The organism is Brucella sp. NBRC 14130 (genome assembly GCF_040371715.1).
GTDB lineage: Bacteria > Pseudomonadota > Alphaproteobacteria > Rhizobiales > Rhizobiaceae > Brucella > Brucella intermedia.
In genome coordinates this window covers 1-19,546 of record NZ_BAABTE010000006.1, presented here as the reverse complement: position 1 = coordinate 19,546, position 19,546 = coordinate 1, and the positions used below count along the sequence as shown (strand labels likewise).

Below are 19,546 nucleotides of genomic sequence, written 5' to 3'. Positions count from 1 at the left end.
TAATTGTCGCTGACATCTATTATGTAAGAAGCCTTGCGATCAATAGGAATTCACGTTGCGGTGAGATTCGAAAGGGTTGCGAATCTCCTCTCAAAATTGGCTCCCAATAGATTGTGCGGGGACGGGTTCAGTCCAAATAAAGAAGCCGCCGGATTTCTCCGGCGGCTTCTGAATTTCAGGTGCGTGTGGATCAGGCAGCCAGGTCACGCAGAACGGTCTGCAGGATGCCGCCGTTCTTCATGTAGTCCAGCTCGTCCAGCGTATCGATGCGGCAGATGAGCGGAACCTTCTTCACCGTGCCGTCGGCATAGGTGATGGAGGCTTCGACCTTCTGGCGCGGGCGCACATCGGCCAGACCTTCGATGGTGACGATTTCATCACCCTTGAGGCCAAGCGTCTGCCAACTGGTGCCTTCCTCGAAGACGAAAGGCACAATGCCCATGCCCACTAGGTTGGAGCGGTGGATACGCTCGAAGGACTGCGCGATCACGGCCTTGACGCCGAGCAGGTTGGTGCCCTTGGCAGCCCAGTCACGCGAGGAGCCGTTGCCGTATTCGACGCCTGCGAAGACGACGAGCGGAACGCCCTCGGCCTTGTACTGCATGGCAGCATCATAGATCGAGGTTTCTTCCTTCGACGGATAATGGATGGTGTAGCCGCCTTCGCGTCCGTTTTCGCCCAGCATGTGGTTGCGGATACGGATGTTTGCGAAAGTGCCGCGCATCATCACTTCATGGTTGCCGCGACGCGTGCCGTACTGGTTGAAGTCGGCAACGCCGACGCCATGGTCCAGCAGATACTTGCCGGCAGGCGACTGCGCCTTGATGGAACCGGCAGGCGAAATGTGGTCGGTCGTGATCTTGTCGCCGAAGAGGCCCAGAATGCGGGCGCCCTTGACGTCGCCGATCGTGCCGGCCGACTTGCCCATGCCGACGAAGTAAGGCGGGTTCTGCACATAGGTCGAGTTGTCGTCCCATGCATAGGTCTGGCCAGCGGGCACCTGAACGGCCTGCCAGTTTTCGTCGCCCTTGAACACGTCCGCGTACTTTTCCGAGAAAATCTTGCGGGTGACGTTCTTGGCGATGAATTCCTGGATTTCCTGCGAGGAAGGCCAGATGTCGCGGAGATATACCGGGTTGCCGTTCTGGTCTTCCCCGAGCGGCTCCTTGGTCAGGTCCTTGGTGACCGTACCGGCAAGAGCATGGGCGACGACGAGCGGCGGCGAAGCCAGATAGTTCGCCTGAACGTCCGGCGAAACGCGGCCTTCGAAGTTACGGTTGCCGGACAGGACGGCAGCCGCGATCAGGCCCTTTTCGTTGATCGTCTTGGAGATCGGAGCAGGCAGCGGACCGGAATTGCCGATGCAGGTCGTGCAGCCGAAGCCGACGAGGTTGAAGCCGAGCGCATCGAGATCCTTCTGGAGACCAGCGGATTCGAGATAGGCGGCGACAACCTGCGAACCGGGCGCAAGCGAGGTCTTGACCCATGGCTTGGTCTTCAGGCCCTTGGCGACCGCATTGCGGGCCAGAAGGCCAGCGGCGATCAGCACGCTCGGGTTCGAGGTGTTGGTGCAGGACGTGATGGCGGCAATCACGACATCGCCATGGCCGAGGTCGTAGTCTTCGCCTTCAACGGCATAGCGCGTGGTCTGGCCGGTGGTCTTCTTGTACTCGTTTTCGAGCGAGGTCGCGAAACCGGAACCGATGTTTTCCAGCGGGATGCGGCCTTCCGGACGCTTCGGGCCGGCCATCGACGGAACGACGTCGCCCATGTCGAGTTCGAGAATGTCGGTGAAGACCGGATCGGCTGCACCTTTTTCACGCCACATGCCCTGCGCGCGGCAGTAGGCTTCGACCAGTTCGATGCGATGCTCGTCGCGGCCGGTGGTGTTCATGTAGTTCAGCGTTTCGCGGTCAACCGGGAAGAAGCCGCAGGTCGCGCCATATTCCGGACCCATGTTCGCGATGGTCGCACGGTCGGCCAGCGTCATGTTTTCGAGGCCTTCGCCGAAGAATTCGACGAACTTGCCGACGACGCCCTTCTTGCGCAGCATCTGCGTGACGGTGAGCACGAGGTCGGTCGCGGTCACGCCTTCCTTGATCTTGCCGGTCAGGCGGAAGCCGACGACTTCCGGCAGGAGCATGGAAACCGGCTGGCCGAGCATGGCCGCCTCAGCTTCGATGCCGCCAACACCCCAGCCCAGAACGCCAAGGCCGTTGACCATGGTGGTGTGGCTGTCGGTGCCGACGCAGGTGTCTGGGTAAGCGACGGTCTCGCCGTCTTCTTCCTTGGTCCAGACGGCCTGCGCCAGATATTCGAGGTTCACCTGATGGCAGATGCCGGTGCCCGGAGGAACGACGCGGAAGTTCTGGAATGCCTGCTGGCCCCACTTGAGGAAGCGGTAGCGTTCGCCATTGCGCTGGTATTCGAGGTCCACATTGGCCTTGAACGCGCTTGGATTGCCGAATTCATCGACGATGACCGAGTGATCGATGACGAGATCGACGGGAACGAGCGGGTTGATCTTTTCAGGATCGCCGCCGAGCGCCTTGATGCCGTCGCGCATTGCTGCAAGGTCGACGACGGCAGGAACGCCGGTGAAGTCCTGCATGAGAACGCGCGCCGGACGGTAGGCGATTTCCGCGCCCGCGGAGCCACGGTCGTTCAGCCACTTGGCAACAGCTTCGATGTCCGACTTCTTGACGGAGCGGTCGTCCTCGAAGCGGAGCAGGTTCTCAAGCAGAACCTTCATGGAGAATGGAAGCTTGGAAACGCCTTCGAGGCCATTCTTTTCGGCTTCGGTCAGGCTGTAATAAACATAATCCTTACCGCCTACGGTAAGGGTTTTGCGGCATTTAAAGCTGTCGATGTGCGACACTGCGTTCGTCCTTATGCTGCTGGCCAGAAAACCAGGACGAACGCCTAGGCTAGCGTTTCAAGGACGCGCCAAGGTGCGGGTGCAGTCATTTCCGCTGTCCGTCCCGAAGCCTGCATCCTTACGGGCAACAGGTTGAGATCGGCCAAAAATGGTTTCCACGCCGACCGCTGGCGTGGTAGCCCTCATATAGAGAGTTTTCTAAAACGATTCCAGACAGAATATCGTGAATTCGGCCCCTTGCGGCGAAATGTTGCGATGCCTTTCCATGGATCTTCCGGGGTTCCGGTTCTAATGGTCTGGCAATTATCCATCGGGGCTTAGAGGGTATAAAATGCGGCTGGAAGCCGACAATCTGGCGGGCGAAAGGGGTGGCGAAACGATTTTCGCTGGCCTGTCTTTTGCGCTCGGTGACGGCGAGGCGCTGGTGGTGACCGGCCCGAACGGCTCCGGCAAGTCCACGCTGCTGCGAATCATCTGCGGCCTGCTCGCGCCGCAAGCGGGCAAGGTTGAGCTTCGCGAGGATGGCACCGTTTTGCCAGTGCGCGCCGCCTGCCACTATCTCGGACACCAGAACGCAATGAAACCGGCCTTGAGCGTGCGCGAGAACCTGTCCTTCTGGCAGAAGTTCAACGGCGCCGCGCAGGTGGAGATCGATGAGGCGTTGGAGGCGGTCGACCTGCCCGGCGTCGAGCATCTGCCGTTCGGCTATCTGTCGACGGGGCAGAAACGCCGTGTCTCCATTGCCAAGCTTCTGGTCAGCCATCGTCCGCTCTGGATCGTCGACGAGCCGACCGCCGGTCTCGACAAGGCGTCGGAAGCCCGCTTTGCGGAAATCATGCGCGGGCATATGCGGGAGGGCGGCATGATCGTCGCCGCAACGCATATTCCCCTTGGCCTTGAAGGTGTCCGCACCCTCGACATGGCCGCCTGTTCGCTCGAGGCTGCCTGATGCTGGCGCTTTTCCTGAGAGACCTGCGCCTCAGTTTCCGCGCCGGTGGCGGCGCGCTGATTGGCATATTGTTCTTCCTCGCGGTCATCGCCGTCATGCCTTTCGGCGTCGGACCCGACCTCAACCTTCTGGCGCGCATCGGCCCGGCCATGCTGTGGATCGGCGCGCTGCTGGCAACGCTTCTGGGCCTCGACCGGCTGTTTCAGGCCGACCGGGAGGACGGTTCGCTCGACCTGCTGCTGATCGGCGCGGACAGCCACATGCTACCCTTCACGGTTTTCGTGAAATGCGTGGCGCATTGGGTGGCAAGCGTGCTGCCGCTGGTGATCGCATCGCCGATGCTGGGCCTGTTCATGAACATGGATGCATCGGCAATCGGCGCGACATCGCTGACGCTTCTGGTGGGAACGCCCGCCATCGCCTTCATCGGTGCAGTGGGTGCAGCCCTTGCCGTGGCGCTGCCGCGCGGCGGCCTGCTGGTGTCGGTGATCGTTCTGCCGCTCACCATTCCGGTGCTCATTTTCGGTGTATCAGCTTCGCACGGGGCGACGGTAGACAATGCGCCCTTTCTGGCGCCATTCCTCATTCTTGCTGCACTTACCCTGTTCTTTGCCGTCCTCGGGCCTCTGGCCGCGAGCGCGGCCCTGAAAAGTTCGGCGGATTGAACATGATCCCGAAAAGTGGGCACCCGTTTTCGGAAACGATCATGTTCGACCGATTGACGCAGTTGATTTCGGTCAATTGAACGGCACAGGGGCGGAAGGTAAACATAGGCCATGGAAAAAGACATGACCAAAGACGCCGTTAAAACCACGAGCTGGCTCGATCTGGCCAATCCCACGCGGTTCCTTGCCTTTGCAGGCAAGGTATTGCCATGGCTGGCCGGGCTTTCGGCGCTGCTTCTGGCGGCTGGCCTCTACATGGTCTTCTTCCTGTCGCCGGAGGATTACCAGCAGGGCATGACGGTCCGCATCATGTATATCCATGTGCCTTTCGCATGGCTTTCCATGATGTGCTACTCGATTATGGCGGTTTCAGCGCTGGGCACGCTAGTCTGGCGGCATCCGCTGGCCGATGTGTCGATCCGCGCCGCCGCGCCGCTCGGCGCCGTCTTCACCGCGCTTGCGCTTGCCACCGGCTCGCTCTGGGGTAAGCCGATGTGGGGTACATGGTGGGTGTGGGATGCGCGGCTGACCTCGGTCTTCGTGCTGTTCCTGATGTATCTCGGCATCATCGCGCTGTCGCGCGCCATGGACGATCCGGCGAAGAGCGCCAAGCCGGTGGCCGTTCTCACGCTGGTCGGCTTCATCAACATCCCGATCATCAAATTCTCGGTCGACTGGTGGAACACGCTGCACCAGCCAGCCTCGGTGTTCCGCATGGACGGCCCGACCATCGACGCATCCATGCTGCGCCCGCTTTTCGTGATGGCGATCGGCTTTTCGCTTCTGTTTTTCACGCTGCACATGATGGCCATGCGCAATGAAATCTGGCGCCGCCGTGTCGCGTCGATGAAGAAGCTTGCCGCACGCAATGCCGACCGAGGGGCCGACCGGGGAACCGACCGCAACCGCAAGGCACAGGAGGACGCGGTATGAATCACCTCGGCTTTGTTCTCGCCTCATATGGCATCACGGTCGCGGCACTTGTCGTCACCATCGGCTGGATATTGATCGACCAGCGTATCCAGAAAAACGAGTTGAAGCGGCTGGAAGTGCAGGGCGTGCGCCGCCGTTCCGCGAAAGTCCCCGGTAAGGCACAATGACCGAAACGACCGAAAAGCCCGCCGCGCCGAAAAAGCGTTCCACCTGGGTTGCCCTGCTGCCGCTGGCGATTTTCGTCGCACTGGCGGCGGTGTTCGCGGTTCAGCTTCTGTCGGGCAAGGACAATACGACGATACCTTCGGCGCTCATCGGCAAGCAGGCCCCGCAGACGAACCTGCCGCCTGTCGAGGGTCTGGTGCGCGATGGCGCACCTGTTCCGGGCCTCGACAGCGAAGATTTCAAAACGGGTCCGGGCGGCAAGCTGACACTGGTGAATGTCTGGGGGGCGTGGTGCGTTCCCTGCCGTCAGGAACACCCGTTGTTGATGGAAATCGCCAAGGACGAGCGCATCCGCGTGGTTGGCCTCAATTACAAGGACCAGCCGGAAAATGCGCGCCGCTTCCTCGGCGATCTCGGCAATCCGTTTGCCGCCGTCGGCGCCGACCGCGCCGGGCGCTCAGCCATCGAATGGGGCGTCTACGGCGTGCCGGAAACCTTCCTCGTCGATCAGAACGGCAAGATCGTCTACAAGCATGTCGGGCCGTTTACGCCGGAGTCGGTGAAGAACGATCTGATGCCGGCGGTTTCCCAGCTCTTCAAGTGATCGATTATAGGTTGTCGATTCGTTCAATTGTCCAGACGTTGCTTGCATATTTAGGTAATGGCTCTCTGGCTACACCAGCAGCCGACTCACCTGCGCCTCGGGCAGCAAGAAACATCTCTGGCACTGAATAAGAATCTTGATAAGTAGTAACCAGTTGGAATTTGAATTGATTATCTGCCATTTCTATAGGAGAAAAGTGAGCGATATCATGTGTTTCATCTGTAAATGTCAAATTACTGAATGTCGTTTGTTCGGTGATTCCACTTGGAAATTGAATGCATAGACCGTCGAATACAGTATTGAAATCTACATAGATGTTCGCGTTTGTATTGGCGTCCCAAAGGTAGCCAATCCTCCAATAAAAAGCGATATGATCGGGGTCATCCATACTTTTTAGCGGTGCTGTACAGAGAGTGTCACCATTAATATTTACATTATATTGTAGATAAGTTCCAGTTTCGACACATTTAACTCTAGCGATTATATAATTTATGACGTCAAACATTAATAATCTCCGCGTATATGATTGAGTACAATGGTTAAATTATTGAAGATTGATAAAAGGCCTTGGAATAAGGTCGCTTGCATAACGTTGACCGCCTCGAGCATATTGTTTGCGGGTGATTTCAGCCTAATCCATCGTGCTCTTCAGCGTGGCTTCGTAAACAACATTGAATCACAACTAACTGAAGTAACTCAACTTTCTTTCGGCTAGACTTTTTTACACATTTAAAACTAATTTGCCTATCTGTAATTAGTTACAGTATAAACAAGATAATATACTTATTAAAATAATCTACACAACAATAAAAAATAGCACAAAATAGCAAATTAATACAAATTTTATGTACAAAAAAGTATATAATATAATTTAGAATAATTGAGGAGAAAATTCACGCATAGAAAAAATATACTGACATTAATATTGGCTAGCATTACCTCTAAGAGGTAAAATGGAAAAGGTCGGTAAATTTACGTTGGAAATCGTTAAGCGGTCGGATCAAGTCAGCGGTTTCCAAGTCCCGCCAGGCAGATGGGTTGTCAACGTACATTTGCATAGTTGGGACGATGACGAAGACTTGTGAGGACTTTGAAAAGACTATCGCTTCGGCCGAAGCCTGGTTGGTCATGCCCATATACGCTAACAACACGTCTCGCAAGGATTTGAAAAAATAAAACCCTTTTTCGGTCAGGCTCTTATTACAGTTTAGTAATTGTAAATTAACATGAGTTTTCCTTATTAATTTGAATTTTGGGGTATGAAATGAAGGTTTCTAATAAAGGTATAGTGTTTTTGTTATTTTTTGCTTTGGCTGGAATATCTTATGGTGAGGCGAGAGAAGGCGATTATTTTCCGCCAAACAACCATGGGAATTATATTAATATTAGTTATGACGCAAGTGTAATGCCGGATGGCAACAACGGCGGCGTGATTAATATTTATAGTTCTTTTACTTTTAATAAAATTAAAGAGTCTCCTCGTGGTACGAAGTTTGTCGCTACGCAGTTTGATTTGAAAAAAATACTGGGCGGAGATGTCGGGGTTATGTACATAGGGGTTAATCCGACTCAGCTTTCGCAAGGATATCCTGGGTAAGCGCATTTTTCATACTTTGGGAAAGATGGAGTTGGAAAAAGCGATACTTGTAGCAAAGGTGCGGACGCGGAAGAGGGTGTTACTTGCGCAATAGATCTTCCTACGCATGAAGGCTATACATACAAGCTAAATGCAAAGATTATAAGCGGAGATCAGTATCAAATTGTTGTTGCAGGTACGGTTGAAGTGTCTGACGGAGACGGAAAAATTATCGATAATAAAGAAATCGGAACAATAGAGGTTGCTCAAGGGGCTGCGTATTTTAAGAACATGATTTCATGGGTAGAAGGAACAGATGATCCGTGTGATCAAGTTTCTACTACAGATATCACGTTTTATCCACTTCACGTAGTGGGTTTTTTCGAGGCCAAAGAGTATGATCTTCCATTTGGTGATCCCGTTGACAATGCATGTGGGGTAAGAACTTGGCCAGCGTCTGATGGGGTTGGCACAACCATGGAATATCCTGCGAACCGATAATCATCCAAAAATAAAGGGCCATATGGCCCTTTATTTCATTCGAACTTATCAATCCGGCAGTTTCCGGACCGCGCCCTTGGCGGCGCTGGTAGCCATGGCGGCGTAAGCCTTCAGCGCGGTCGAAACCTTGCGCTTGCGTTCCTCTGCTGGCTTCCAGCCTGCTGCATCCTGCTCGGCGCGGCGCTGGCTAAGCGTCGCATCGTCCACAGCCAGATGAATCTTGCGGTTCGGAATGTCGATATCGATGATATCGCCTTCGCGCACCAGACCGATCGTGCCGCCTTCGGCTGCTTCCGGCGAGACGTGACCGATCGAGAGACCCGAAGAGCCGCCCGAGAAGCGTCCGTCGGTGATCAGCGCGCATGCCTTGCCGAGGCCCTTCGACTTCAGATAGCTGGTCGGGTAGAGCATTTCCTGCATGCCGGGGCCGCCGCGCGGGCCTTCATAGCGGATCAGCACGATGTCGCCCGGCTTGATCTTGCCGTTCAGAATGCCGAGCACAGCCGAATCCTGGCTTTCAAAAATGCGGGCAGGGCCGGAGAATTTCAGGATGGAATCATCCACACCTGCCGTTTTCACGATGCAGCCGTCTTCGGCCAGATTGCCGTAAAGCACGGCCAGACCGCCATCCTGACTGAAAGCATGTTCCTTGGAGCGGATGACGCCCTTTTCGCGGTCTGTATCGACGCTGTCGAAACGGCGCTCCTGAGAGAAGGCAACCTGTGTCGGCACGCCACCCGGTGCCGCCGAATAGAACTTGTGCACCATTTCGCTGTTGGTGCGGGTCACGTCCCAATGATCGAGCGCCTTGCCAACCGTTTCGCTGTGCACGGTCGGCAGATCGGTATTGATCAGGCCTGCCTTGTCGAGCTGGCCGAGAATGCCCATGATGCCGCCTGCGCGGTGCACATCTTCCATGTGAACCGTGTTGTTGGCTGGCGCGACCTTGCAGAGCACCGGCACGCGGCGCGACAGCCGGTCGATATCGGCCATGGTGAAGTCGATTTCGGCTTCCTGCGCGGCGGCAAGCAGATGCAGGACCGTGTTGGTCGAGCCGCCCATGGCGATGTCGAGCGTCATGGCGTTTTCAAAGGCCGGGAAGCTCGCAATCGAGCGCGGCAGCACGCTTTCGTCGTCCTGTTCGTAATAACGGCGGGCGAGGTCGACAATGAGATGACCGGCTTCCACGAAGAGGCGCTTGCGGTCGGCATGGGTTGCGAGCGTCGAGCCGTTGCCCGGCAGCGACAGGCCAAGCGCTTCGGTGAGGCAGTTCATCGAGTTCGCGGTGAACATGCCCGAGCATGAGCCGCAGGTCGGGCAGGCGGAACGTTCAATCGTCTTGACCTGCTCGTCGGTGTAATGATCGTCGGCAGCGGCAACCATTGCATCGACGAGGTCGAGCTTCTTGACCTGATCGTCCCAGACGACCTTGCCTGCTTCCATCGGTCCGCCGGAAACGAATACGACCGGGATATTGAGGCGAAGGGCTGCCATCAGCATGCCGGGGGTGATCTTGTCGCAGTTGGAAATGCAGACCATCGCATCGGCGCAGTGCGCATTGACCATATATTCGACGGAGTCGGCAATGAGTTCGCGCGAGGGCAGCGAATAGAGCATGCCGTCATGGCCCATGGCGATGCCGTCATCAACCGCGATGGTATTGAATTCCTTGGCGACGCCGCCAGCGCTTTCGATTTCGCGCGCTACGAGCTGGCCGAGGTCCTTCAGGTGCACGTGGCCGGGCACGAACTGGGTGAACGAGTTCACCACGGCAATAATCGGCTTGCCGAAATCCTCATCCTTCATGCCGGTGGCGCGCCAAAGGCCGCGCGCGCCGGCCATGTTGCGGCCGTGGGTGGTTGTACGCGAACGATAAGGAGGCATTTTCAAACCTTTTAGGAACTATTCCAATGTGTAACGTCGATATGACAGAACCGCTCCCGCCGAGCAAAGCGCAAATTGCCCCATATTGCCCATTTTGCCCCGGTGTACGGGGAGCAGCGGGACCGTTTGCGGGCTTGCGGACAACGGAAAGGGTTCCGGCGTGCGACAGCTTTCGCAGGCACAGACAAGCCAATCTAGCACGTTATTGTTATAAGGCAAAAGATTTTGCGCGCAAAACGTAAGGAAGTTGCTTTAAGCATTTCCAGCGAAAGTGCGAAGCGGTTTTGCGCAGGATAAAGCCTGCAGTCAGGAAGTAGAGCATTTCCAATGGTTCAATTCAAACTGGCAATGCGCTGGCGCGTCAGCGCAAGGCCTCGGCCATGGCCTTGTCCAGCAAGGCATTCGCGGTTTTCATCCGCTGTTCGGCGGCAGGGCGAAATTCTCCCGGCAGGCGGTCGGGGTGGTTCCTCGCGGCAAAGCTGCGGCGGCGGCGCTGCAGTTCGGCGCGCTTCAGGCCCGGCTGAAGGTCAAGCTCGCGGCGGATGGCGTCCGCCGACTGGCTTTGCATGCGCGCGGCAATCTCCTGCCGTTCGTGCTCCGGATCGGGCGCCGCTTCCGGCGGGCTTCCAATGTCGAACAGGCTTTCCAGATCGTCCGGCTGGCGAGGGGAGGCCGGCAGGTCGGACAGGCTGGCGGAAAAAACGGCGGAGGCAAATCCGAATTGCGGGCCACGAATGTCGTCCGCAGGGCCTTGATCAGCCTCGACCTCCTTTAGCACGGTTGCGAAATCGGGAAATGTCGGCTGCATCCTGCCTCGTCAGGCCATGTGAGAGGCGAGAGCGGAGGCGAGCGTGCGTGTCAGTACGGATGGCGGGATGGGCTTCTGGAAAACCGGCACTTCTGGATAGCGGTCCGCCAGGCGCGCGGGCAGCCCGCCGCCGGTATGGATGACCACGAAGACATCGCGGCTTTTCAGCCGGTCGAGCACGGCTTCCACATCGCCATCGGCGAGGTTCACGTCCAGAATGGCAGCGTCGATTTCATTGCGGTTGATGATATCTATCGCCTGCCGCACGGTGCCGACCGGGCCGAGAACGGTTCCGTTCGCGTCCTCGACAGTCGCGGCAACGTCAAGGGCGACGAAAACCTCGTCTTCCACCACCAGCACCCGCCGATGTCCAAGATCGTTCATCACTTGTCTCGCTGCCTCCCTTTTCGAGGTAAGCCCATCACGCAACAAATGCGCGAGCGCAAGCAGAGGTTCCTTTCGCCGGCATGATAATTCGTTAATGGTGAATCAAACCTTTACCGGTTTCCCCGGCGGCATCTGCCGCCCGCTGGCGGCTTTCAGGAGCGTCAGAAGGCGGTGAAGGTCAGTGTCGTCAGCGAGCGCACGATATTGGGAATGTCGAGAACATTGCTGGCGATGAACTTGCCGATATCCTGATCCTCGGCAATGTAGATCTTGGCCAGAAGGTCGAATTCGCCGCTGGTGGAATAAAGCTCGGAGACGATTTCGCGCTGAAAGAGCGTATCGGCAACTTCGTAGGTCTTGCCGGGCGTGCACTGCAGTTGCAGGAAAACGGGCTTCATGTCTCTACCTTTCGCGACGGGGCTGCGTGATGCGCATGATAGCGCATATGGCAGCACTGTTTGCAGGTTACAAACACGGACGGCCCGATGAAATCAAGAGCGAAAGCACGCCGGGACAAGACGTCCGGGCTGGCGGCTCAATGCATGTCGGTTCACAAAACGTGTTAATTTACTGAATTGTAATTTTGATGAGAGGACGCAATAAGGATTCTTATTGAAACTGCAAATTGCACATCCGGTTTATATGAAGTTCGTACTCCCCGCCGTCCTTCTATTATTCTCACTCGCCTTTTTCACGGCCTGGCTGTCGGATCGCGGGCGCCGTTTTCTTGTGTCCTGCGGGGCCTGTTTCCTGCTGATCGGCCTTGCCATGCTGGTGCAGCTTGGCAATTTTCCCGCCGACGACCGGCTGAACACGGTGCTTTCGGCTGCATTCTATGTGGGCGGCACGCTGGTCGGCGGCTATGGCATTCTGCAGCGCAGCGGGCTGCGCCTGACCTCCGCCTTCTACATATTGAGCTTTGCGCTCATTGTCGGCGGCGTCTGGTATTTCTGCTATGTCGAGTCCAATCTTCTGGCACGGGTCTATGTGCTCAATCTCGGCATGGCGACGCTGATTCTTTCTTTCGCCTGGCGGGCGCGGCGCCTGTTCAAGGGGCCGCTGGTGGACAAGCTTCTGCTGGTCATGCTCGTTCTGGTGGCGCTGCAACTGGTGCCGCGCACGCTCCTGACTGCCCGTTCCCTGCTCGGCGAAGTCGACGGCGAGAATTTCGCGGCGACGGTCTTCTGGCAATGGACGGTGTTCTCCACGGCCATCGCCGCGGTTCTCACCGGCTTCGCCTTGCTGGCGGCGGCTGGACATGACCGTATCGGCGAGCTTTCCCATGAACGTGACAGCGATCCGCTGACCGGCCTTCTCAACCGGCGTGGGCTGGAAATGCGCTACAATGCCCTTTCGCATACGAAGAGGGGCGCATCGGGCTGGGTTGCCGTCTGCGATATCGACTATTTCAAGGCTCTGAACGACGACTACGGCCATGCGGCCGGCGACGCCGTGCTGCAGGAATTTGCCGGAATCCTGCGCAAGCTCTTAGGCGAGCGGTCATTGATTGCCCGCACGGGCGGCGAGGAATTCGTCATCTGCCTTCATGATATGCAGGCCGATAACGTCCTGGAACTCATGGAGGGCGTGCGCCGGAACATCGAAACCCATCGTTTCCAGCGGCTGTCGGATGAAACCAGCGTCACATGCAGTATCGGCTGCGTCCGCCTTCAGGAGCAGGGCGATCTGTGGCAGGCGGTCGACAAGGCCGACAAGGTCCTCTATGCCGCCAAGAAGGACGGTCGCAACCGCACCTATGTGGAAGCGGCAGGGCTGAGTCGCGTGCCATAGCCCGCATTGGAGCATTTCCAGCAAAAGTGCGATGCGGTTTCGCGCAGGTCGGCTTTGCTGTTGGTCGCCGGTAACTTTCCGGTGATAATCCAGACAGGGCAGCAAATCATGCTTATTATTGTGACCAACAATATCCGCGCGAGGAGTTCCCGAAAGTCCGATGAAATGCATGTCCCTTGTGTTGCCTGCGTCCGCCCTTGCCGGTTTCCTTTCCTTCGGGCTGGCGGTTTTCCCGTCCTTCGCCATGAATGCTTCCGAAAAGGCCCAGCTTGAAAAGCTCGACCCGGCGACCCGCCTCGAGCAGCGTTGCGACGTGGAAGCCATGGAGCGCATCACGCGGGAACAAGGCAAGTTTTCCGTCGACAAGGTTCTGGCCTATGCCTTTTCCGATCCTGTGACCAAGAAAAATTCCATCAAGGCCGATGGCGCGGCATTCCGCAGCCGCGAGCACTGGTACAGGCTGTCCTTCGTCTGCAAGACGGATCAGGACCACATCAATATCGTGTCTTTCCGTTACGACATTGGCGATGAAGTACCGCAGGATCAGTGGGACCGGCATTACCTCGTCCCGTAGCGGGAGTTCCTATTCTTCCGCATCGTCCGAGCGGCAGGCCGAAAGCAGCGTCACCTCCTTGGCGGTGTGATCGGCTTCCAGATGGCTCAGCACCGCCTGACCGTCATTGTCGCTCCAGCGATAGCTGTCCTGCTCGTCGAGAGCGACATATTTCTTCAGGCTTTCATGCCATTGCATCGCGATCATCTTGCCCTCGGCGTCGAGGACCGCAAATCCGGGCGCGCTGCCCTTGCGGATATAGGTGACCGGCACGACGACCCCGCGCTCGCAGATGTAATCGACCCGCTCGATCGGATTCGACTCCTCGGCCTTTAGGGAAAGGGACGACGCCAGGAGCAGTGCCGGGGCTGCGGCAATCACGAAAAGGGTGCCGATAGAGCGTTTGCCAAATGCCATGGTGAAAAATCCTCTGGTCAGCCAATCCATCCGGGGAGAATAACTCTTCGCCTGTACGGTTCAAGAGCGATCCGGCCGCCGAAGGGCCTGCAAATGAAAGCGAAAAAATATTCGCTGCCTGTCGAGATTTCGTGCAACCGAAACGGGTTTCGTCCGTTGTTAGCCTGCCGGTCGCGAGACTGGCCGAGGCCCGGATGAATACTTGCCCCCCGCAACCCCAGTCCGGGCCTCACCCTTTCGGGGCAGGGTGCATCCTGAACAGCGGCTTCTCACAACAAACAGATCGTTATTTCCGAAATTCTTGGGGTTGTTTTCAAGCAACGCGTTCACGTATATCACAAATCCGCCGATTGATGAAATATTATATTGAAAGCGGTGATTTTCAATGACGATCAATATCATGCTTTCCTTTGCCGCTGTCGGTTTAATCCTTTTCTGTTTCAAATGGCGCAAGACGGGTACTGTTCTGATTGGCCTTGCAGTCATTCTTTATGGCGCGATTGCTTCAGGCTTGGCCCCGGATTACCTGATGAACCGTCTGCAATCGCCCTATACGTCGCAATTGCAGAGGCCGCTTGAAGACAATACCGCCTTCATCATTTTCGGCACGGGAACGCAGGTCGTTGACGAGCGCGGCCAGAAAGCGGTCGAGCCGCTGGCCTTCTCCTATGCTCCGCTTCTGGCGGCAGCCGCCATGAACCGCCAGTGCGTCGACAAGGGGTTCAGTTGCAAGTTCATCGCCAGCGGCGCGGATGTGAGCGGCACCGGCGTTTCCGAGGCCACGGCCATCGCCGTGCAGCTTGAAAAGGTCGGGGTCGATCCGGCTTCCATCCTGCTTGACGAAAAGAGCCGCAACAGCTGGCAGAATTCCAAAAACACGGCGGCGATCCTGCGCGAGATCAGGCCGGCCAGGGTCGTATTGTTGCAGGCTGCGCCCATGTTGACCCGCGATCTTCTTTATCTGGCGCATTTCGGCGTGAAGCCCGAGCCGGTCGCCGCCGGTTTTCTGACGGGCTCCCATACCAACATGTCTTCAACTGCCCTTTATTTCCTTGTCACGGATGTGGCGCTTCACGAGGAGATCGGTCTCTGGCGCTACACGGTCTACAATTTCATGGGCTGGAACGAGCCGAGGCAGCCTGAGCTTGAACTGGCCACGAGCGGCACGCCGGCGCCTTCCCTCAAACCCGCATCGGCCCAATGAGTTAATGATACTATCGCCCGCATGTTTCGACCTGCCGGTGAAAAAATTATCCTCGAAATCTCCTCAAAACTGCGCGGATTTTTCGAAGTCGTTTCAAATAACGACCGGCTTGTGGCATCCTGTCGTCAAAGAGCTCTGATACTGTCTTGACCAATGAAACATGGAGGCGGTCATGAAGATATCGAGATTTTCGCTCACTCTGGCGGCATTGGTGGCTGCGGCTTCGCTGGCCGGAACGGTTGGGTCAAGCTTCGCCGACCAGACACTTCTCAACGTGTCCTACGATCCGACGCGTGAACTCTACAAGGATTACAACGCCGCCTTTGCCGCCCACTGGAAGGCGGAAACCGGCGAAACCGTCACCATTCGCGCTTCCCATGGCGGGTCGGGCAAACAGGCGCGTTCGGTGATCGACGGCATCAAGGCCGACGTGGTGACGCTGGCGCTTGAAAGCGATATCGATGCCATTGCCCAGCTGTCGGGCAAGATCGACAAGGACTGGCGCAAGCGCCTGCCCAACAATTCCGCCCCCTATACGTCAACCATCGTCTTCCTCGTGCGCAAGGGCAATCCCAAGGGCATCAAGGACTGGGGCGATCTGGTGAAGGATGGCGTCGAGGTCATCACGCCGAACCCGAAGACCTCCGGTGGCGCGCGCTGGAACTATCTCGCCGCCTGGGCCTGGGCCCACAAGCAGTTTGGCGGCGACGAACAGAAGATCAGGGATTACATCGGCGAGCTGTTCCGCCATGTGCCCGTGCTCGACACCGGCGCGCGCGGCTCGACAACCACTTTCGTGCAGCGCCAGCTGGGCGACGTGCTGCTCGCCTGGGAAAACGAAGCCTATCTTTCGGTCGCGGAATTTGGCGAGGACGCATTCGACATCGTCGCGCCGCCGCAATCCATTCTGGCCGAACCGCCGGTCGCGGTCGTGGACAAGAATGCCGAGGAAAACGGCACCACCAAGCTGGCGCAGGCCTATCTCGAATATCTCTATTCGCCGGAAGGCCAGGCGCTTGCCGCCAAGCATTTCTACCGTCCGTCGAAGCCCGAAATCATCCCGGCCGACAAGCAGCGCAAGTTTCCCGATTTGACGCTGGTAACGATCGATGATCCGATTTTCGGCGGGTGGGCCAAGGCGCAGCCCTATCATTTTGGCGATGGAGGAACGTTCGACCAGCTCTACAAGCCGGGAAAATAATCCGGAAACCGTGAGCAATCGGTAATATCAAATACTGAAGAGGGAACAAACCAGCGCATGACTTCGCTCCCTGCACGGGCCAGGGCAGGGTCGCACTTCAGAAAGCCGAGCGTCATTCCCGGTTTCGGGCTGACGTTCGGCTTCAGTGTTGCCTATCTGACCCTTCTCATTCTCATTCCGCTTGCGGCATTGGTGCTGCGTTCCAGCGAAGTCGGGATTTCCGGCTTCTGGCGCCTCGTCACCGACGAGCGCACGTTGAAAGCGCTCGAAACGAGTTTCGGCACCGCCTTCATCGCGGCGCTGGTCAATGTGGTCTTTGGCGTCATCCTCGCCTGGGTTCTCGTGCGCTATCGCTTTCCCGGGCGCCGCTTCGTCGATGCTATCGTCGATATTCCCTTCGCTCTTCCGACGGCCGTGGCCGGTATCGCGCTTGCCGCGATCTATGCGCCGAATGGCTGGATCGGCAGCCTGCTGGCGCCGCTGGGCATCCGCGTCGCGTTCTCGCGGGCGGGCATCGTCATCGCGCTGATCTTCATCGGCCTGCCCTTCGTGGTGCGCACGGTGCAGCCGATCATGGAGGAAATCAGCCGCGAGGTGGAAGAAGCTGCGGCAACACTTGGCGCTTCCCGGTTCCAGACGATCTGGCGGGTGCTGCTGCCAAGCCTGCAACCGGCCATCCTGACTGGCTTCGCGCTCGCCTTTGCGCGCGGGGTCGGCGAATATGGCTCGGTCATCTTCATCGCGGGCAATACGCCTTATGTTTCGGAAATCGCGCCGCTTCTGATCGTTATCAAGCTTGAGGAATATGATTATGCCGGAGCGACCGCGCTTGCCACGGTGATGCTGGCGCTTTCCTTTGCGATGCTGCTTTTCATCAATCTCATCCAGGCGTGGACACGGAGGAAATATGGTCATGGCGAATGAACCTGCTTCTTCCGCGCCCCGCGAAAGCCGGAGCGCCCTCACCGAGAGCCCGCTAACGCGCATCACGCTGATCGCTCTGGCGCTGGCTTTCCTGGCGCTCTTCCTCATCCTGCCGGTCATCGCGGTCTTCGTAGAAGCCTTCCGCAAGGGAGCGGGCGAATATCTGGCGGCGCTGGTCGAGCCGGATGCGTGGGCTGCGATAAGGCTGACCCTCTTGGTTACAGCCATCGCCGTGCCGCTCAATCTGGTCTTCGGCATTGCGGCAGCGTGGGCGATCGCCAAGTTCGAATTCAAGGGCAAGGCACTGCTGACGACGCTGATCGACCTGCCGTTTTCCGTGTCGCCGGTCATTTCAGGCCTTGTCTTCGTGCTGCTTTTCTCAAGTCACAGCCTGCTCGGGCCGTGGCTGTCGCGGCATGGCATCGAGATATTGTTCGCCGTTCCGGGCATCGTGCTGGCGACGGTGTTCGTCACATTTCCCTTCGTCGCGCGCGAACTGATCCCGCTGATGCAGGAACAGGGAACGGGCGACGAGGAGGCGGCGATTTCGCTCGGCGCCAATGGCTGGCAGACCTTCCGCTATGTGACGCTGCCCAATATCAAATGGGGGCTTCTCTATGGCGTGCTGCTGTGCAATGCCCGGGCGATGGGCGAGTTCGGCGCGGTTTCCGTCGTCTCTGGACATATTCGCGGTCTCACCAATACGATGCCGCTGCATGTGGAAATTCTCTACAACGAATATAACTTCGTCGGTGCGTTCGCGGTGGCGTCGCTGCTGGCTTTTCTGGCGTTGCTGACGCTTGCCATCAAGACGGCGCTCGAATTGCGCTATGGCGATGAACTGGCTGGCAGCGGAAACGGGCATTGAAATTAAATCGACGGTCGCCCGCATGGCGGCAGGGGAAAGGATTGGGAATGGAAGTTCGTGTTGCCGGAGTGCGTAAGGAGTTCGCTCGCTTCCCGGCGTTGCATAATGTCTCGCTGGATATTCGTTCCGGCGAGCTGATCGCCTTGCTGGGGCCTTCCGGTTCGGGCAAGACCACGCTTTTGCGCCTCATTGCCGGGCTGGAAACGCCGACCGAGGGGACGATCTTCTTCGGTGACGAGGACGCATCGCAGAAGAGCGTTCAGGAGCGCAATGTCGGTTTCGTCTTCCAGCATTATGCGCTGTTCCGCCATATGACGGTTGCGGACAATATCGGCTTCGGCCTCAAGGTGCGCCCGAGCGCGACGCGCCCGTCGAGCGACGCCATTCGCAGCCGCGCGCTGGAACTGCTCGATCTCGTCCAGTTGCAGGGGTTGGAAAAGCGCTATCCGGCGCAGCTTTCCGGTGGCCAGCGCCAGCGCGTCGCTCTGGCCCGCGCCATGGCGATCGAACCGAAAGTCCTGCTTCTCGACGAGCCGTTTGGCGCGCTTGATGCGCTGGTGCGCAAGGAGTTGCGCCGCTGGCTGCGCGAGATCCACGACAAGACGGGCCACACCACCGTTTTCGTGACCCACGATCAGGACGAGGCGCTGGAGTTGGCCGACCGCGTGGTGGTGATGAGCCAGGGCCGTATCGAGCAGGTTGGCACGCCGGATGAGGTCTACGACAATCCGAATTCCCCCGGGGTCTATGGCTTCATCGGAGAATCGAGCACGCTTCCGGTCCGGGTCGAAAAGGGTGAGGTCTGGCTGGTGGACCGCAATATCGGCCTGACCGCCGATGGTGTGGCCGATGGGGACGCGCAACTCTTCTTCCGTCCGCACGATGTCGAACTGCTGGACGGCTGCGGCGGCTGCATCGCAGGCACGGTGGTGGCGAGCCGCCGTTCGGGCGGCAAGCGGCGCGTCGAACTGGAAGTGGGCGGCGCGCGCGAGCGGGTCGAGATCGAAATCCCGGCCGAACATCCGGCGGCGGAAAAAAGCCGCATCGCTTTCCGCCCACGTTACTGGAAGCTTTTTCCGGCATCCGAACCAGCTTCCTGATCGTCACTTTACGGTGAATGGCCGGTCTGTCGAAACACGAGGCCCGGGGGGGGGGGGGGGGTTGGCCCGCCTCCCCCCCCGCGGCGCCCCCCTTGCGGCGGCGGGGGGGGTGGGGGCGCCAAATATACGCCCCAAAAC

Annotated in this window: 21 protein-coding genes; 14 read left to right on the top strand and 7 right to left on the bottom strand. The window is 57.9% G+C overall.

Annotated elements, in window-relative coordinates:
* Positions 1-190: 190 nt before the first annotated feature.
* Positions 191-2,878, bottom strand: a complete 2,688-nt coding sequence (acnA, locus tag ABWW28_RS13595) for an aconitate hydratase AcnA (RefSeq protein ID WP_006465822.1) — start codon at positions 2,876-2,878, stop codon at positions 191-193.
* A gap of 331 nt (positions 2,879-3,209) precedes the next feature.
* Between acnA and ccmA the strand changes: the two genes are divergently transcribed.
* From ccmA to ABWW28_RS13570, 5 genes are all read left to right on the top strand, one after another.
* Positions 3,210-3,827, top strand: a complete 618-nt coding sequence (gene ccmA, locus ABWW28_RS13590; protein WP_063619927.1) for a heme ABC exporter ATP-binding protein CcmA — start codon at positions 3,210-3,212, stop codon at positions 3,825-3,827.
* Positions 3,827-4,492, top strand: coding sequence for a heme exporter protein CcmB (ccmB, locus tag ABWW28_RS13585; RefSeq protein ID WP_006465824.1), 666 nt, complete (start codon positions 3,827-3,829; stop codon positions 4,490-4,492). Before ccmA ends, ccmB begins: the two co-directional genes overlap by 1 nt.
* Positions 4,493-4,615: 123 nt before the next feature.
* A complete protein-coding gene (locus ABWW28_RS13580) occupies positions 4,616-5,425 on the top strand; it encodes a heme ABC transporter permease (RefSeq protein ID WP_171053447.1) in 810 nt (269 codons plus the stop codon).
* On the top strand, positions 5,422-5,592 hold the full coding sequence (gene ccmD, locus ABWW28_RS13575) for a heme exporter protein CcmD (protein WP_006465826.1): 171 nt from the start codon (positions 5,422-5,424) through the stop codon (positions 5,590-5,592). The genes ABWW28_RS13580 and ccmD overlap by 4 nt, the downstream gene beginning before the upstream one ends.
* The gene (locus ABWW28_RS13570; RefSeq protein WP_353391164.1) at positions 5,589-6,194 is read left to right on the top strand and encodes a DsbE family thiol:disulfide interchange protein; all 606 of its coding nucleotides are present in this window, start codon (positions 5,589-5,591) and stop codon (positions 6,192-6,194) included. The genes ccmD and ABWW28_RS13570 overlap by 4 nt, the downstream gene beginning before the upstream one ends.
* Positions 6,195-6,198: 4 nt before the next feature.
* On the opposite strand, the gene ABWW28_RS13565 is transcribed toward ABWW28_RS13570, so the two are convergent.
* Complete coding sequence (locus ABWW28_RS13565; protein WP_187963203.1) at positions 6,199-6,699, bottom strand: hypothetical protein; 501 nt, start codon at positions 6,697-6,699, stop codon at positions 6,199-6,201.
* A gap of 759 nt (positions 6,700-7,458) precedes the next feature.
* Between ABWW28_RS13565 and ABWW28_RS13555 the strand changes: the two genes are divergently transcribed.
* Together ABWW28_RS13555 and ABWW28_RS13550 are read left to right on the top strand one after the other, a co-directional pair.
* Positions 7,459-7,791 (top strand): hypothetical protein, encoded by a 333-nt coding sequence (locus ABWW28_RS13555; RefSeq protein ID WP_100651983.1) that lies wholly within the window; start codon positions 7,459-7,461, stop codon positions 7,789-7,791.
* A gap of 186 nt (positions 7,792-7,977) precedes the next feature.
* Entirely contained in the window at positions 7,978-8,271 is a 294-nt protein-coding gene (locus ABWW28_RS13550) for a hypothetical protein (protein ID WP_138725254.1), read from the top strand.
* Between the two features lie 48 nt (positions 8,272-8,319).
* On the opposite strand, the gene ilvD is transcribed toward ABWW28_RS13550, so the two are convergent.
* The 4 genes from ilvD to ABWW28_RS13530 all read right to left on the bottom strand — a co-directional run bounded on the left by ilvD (position 8,320) and on the right by ABWW28_RS13530 (position 11,748).
* Complete coding sequence (ilvD, locus tag ABWW28_RS13545; RefSeq protein ID WP_006472937.1) at positions 8,320-10,155, bottom strand: dihydroxy-acid dehydratase; 1,836 nt, start codon at positions 10,153-10,155, stop codon at positions 8,320-8,322.
* 361 nt (positions 10,156-10,516) lie between these two features.
* Positions 10,517-10,963, bottom strand: a complete 447-nt coding sequence (locus ABWW28_RS13540; RefSeq protein ID WP_063619933.1) for a hypothetical protein — start codon at positions 10,961-10,963, stop codon at positions 10,517-10,519.
* A 9-nt stretch (positions 10,964-10,972) separates the two neighbouring features.
* The gene (locus tag ABWW28_RS13535; protein WP_021586420.1) at positions 10,973-11,347 is read right to left on the bottom strand and encodes a response regulator; all 375 of its coding nucleotides are present in this window, start codon (positions 11,345-11,347) and stop codon (positions 10,973-10,975) included.
* A 164-nt stretch (positions 11,348-11,511) separates the two neighbouring features.
* Positions 11,512-11,748 (bottom strand): Lrp/AsnC ligand binding domain-containing protein, encoded by a 237-nt coding sequence (locus ABWW28_RS13530; RefSeq protein ID WP_006472935.1) that lies wholly within the window; start codon positions 11,746-11,748, stop codon positions 11,512-11,514.
* 214 nt (positions 11,749-11,962) lie between these two features.
* Here ABWW28_RS13530 and ABWW28_RS13525 point away from each other — a divergent pair, with 214 nt between their 5' ends.
* Both ABWW28_RS13525 and ABWW28_RS13520 read left to right on the top strand, forming a co-directional pair.
* Positions 11,963-13,141, top strand: a complete 1,179-nt coding sequence (locus ABWW28_RS13525) for a GGDEF domain-containing protein (protein WP_245670641.1) — start codon at positions 11,963-11,965, stop codon at positions 13,139-13,141.
* 244 nt (positions 13,142-13,385) lie between these two features.
* Positions 13,386-13,715 (top strand): DUF930 domain-containing protein, encoded by a 330-nt coding sequence (locus ABWW28_RS13520; protein ID WP_230350314.1) that lies wholly within the window; start codon positions 13,386-13,388, stop codon positions 13,713-13,715.
* 9 nt (positions 13,716-13,724) lie between these two features.
* On the opposite strand, the gene ABWW28_RS13515 is transcribed toward ABWW28_RS13520, so the two are convergent.
* Entirely contained in the window at positions 13,725-14,111 is a 387-nt protein-coding gene (locus ABWW28_RS13515) for a lysozyme inhibitor (RefSeq protein ID WP_245670643.1), read from the bottom strand.
* Positions 14,112-14,496: 385 nt separating this feature from the next.
* On the opposite strand from ABWW28_RS13515, the gene ABWW28_RS13510 reads away from it, so the two are divergent.
* From ABWW28_RS13510 to ABWW28_RS13490, 5 genes are all read left to right on the top strand, one after another.
* Positions 14,497-15,315, top strand: a complete 819-nt coding sequence (locus ABWW28_RS13510; RefSeq protein ID WP_063619935.1) for a YdcF family protein — start codon at positions 14,497-14,499, stop codon at positions 15,313-15,315.
* 172 nt (positions 15,316-15,487) lie between these two features.
* A complete protein-coding gene (locus tag ABWW28_RS13505) occupies positions 15,488-16,516 on the top strand; it encodes a sulfate ABC transporter substrate-binding protein (protein WP_063620069.1) in 1,029 nt (342 codons plus the stop codon).
* Positions 16,517-16,573: 57 nt separating this feature from the next.
* On the top strand, positions 16,574-17,440 hold the full coding sequence (gene cysT, locus ABWW28_RS13500) for a sulfate ABC transporter permease subunit CysT (RefSeq protein ID WP_063619936.1): 867 nt from the start codon (positions 16,574-16,576) through the stop codon (positions 17,438-17,440).
* Positions 17,424-18,308, top strand: coding sequence for a sulfate ABC transporter permease subunit CysW (cysW, locus tag ABWW28_RS13495; protein WP_100651984.1), 885 nt, complete (start codon positions 17,424-17,426; stop codon positions 18,306-18,308). Before cysT ends, cysW begins: the two co-directional genes overlap by 17 nt.
* Positions 18,309-18,355: 47 nt before the next feature.
* On the top strand, positions 18,356-19,408 hold the full coding sequence (locus ABWW28_RS13490) for a sulfate/molybdate ABC transporter ATP-binding protein (protein WP_063619938.1): 1,053 nt from the start codon (positions 18,356-18,358) through the stop codon (positions 19,406-19,408).
* Positions 19,409-19,546 lie beyond the last annotated feature (138 nt).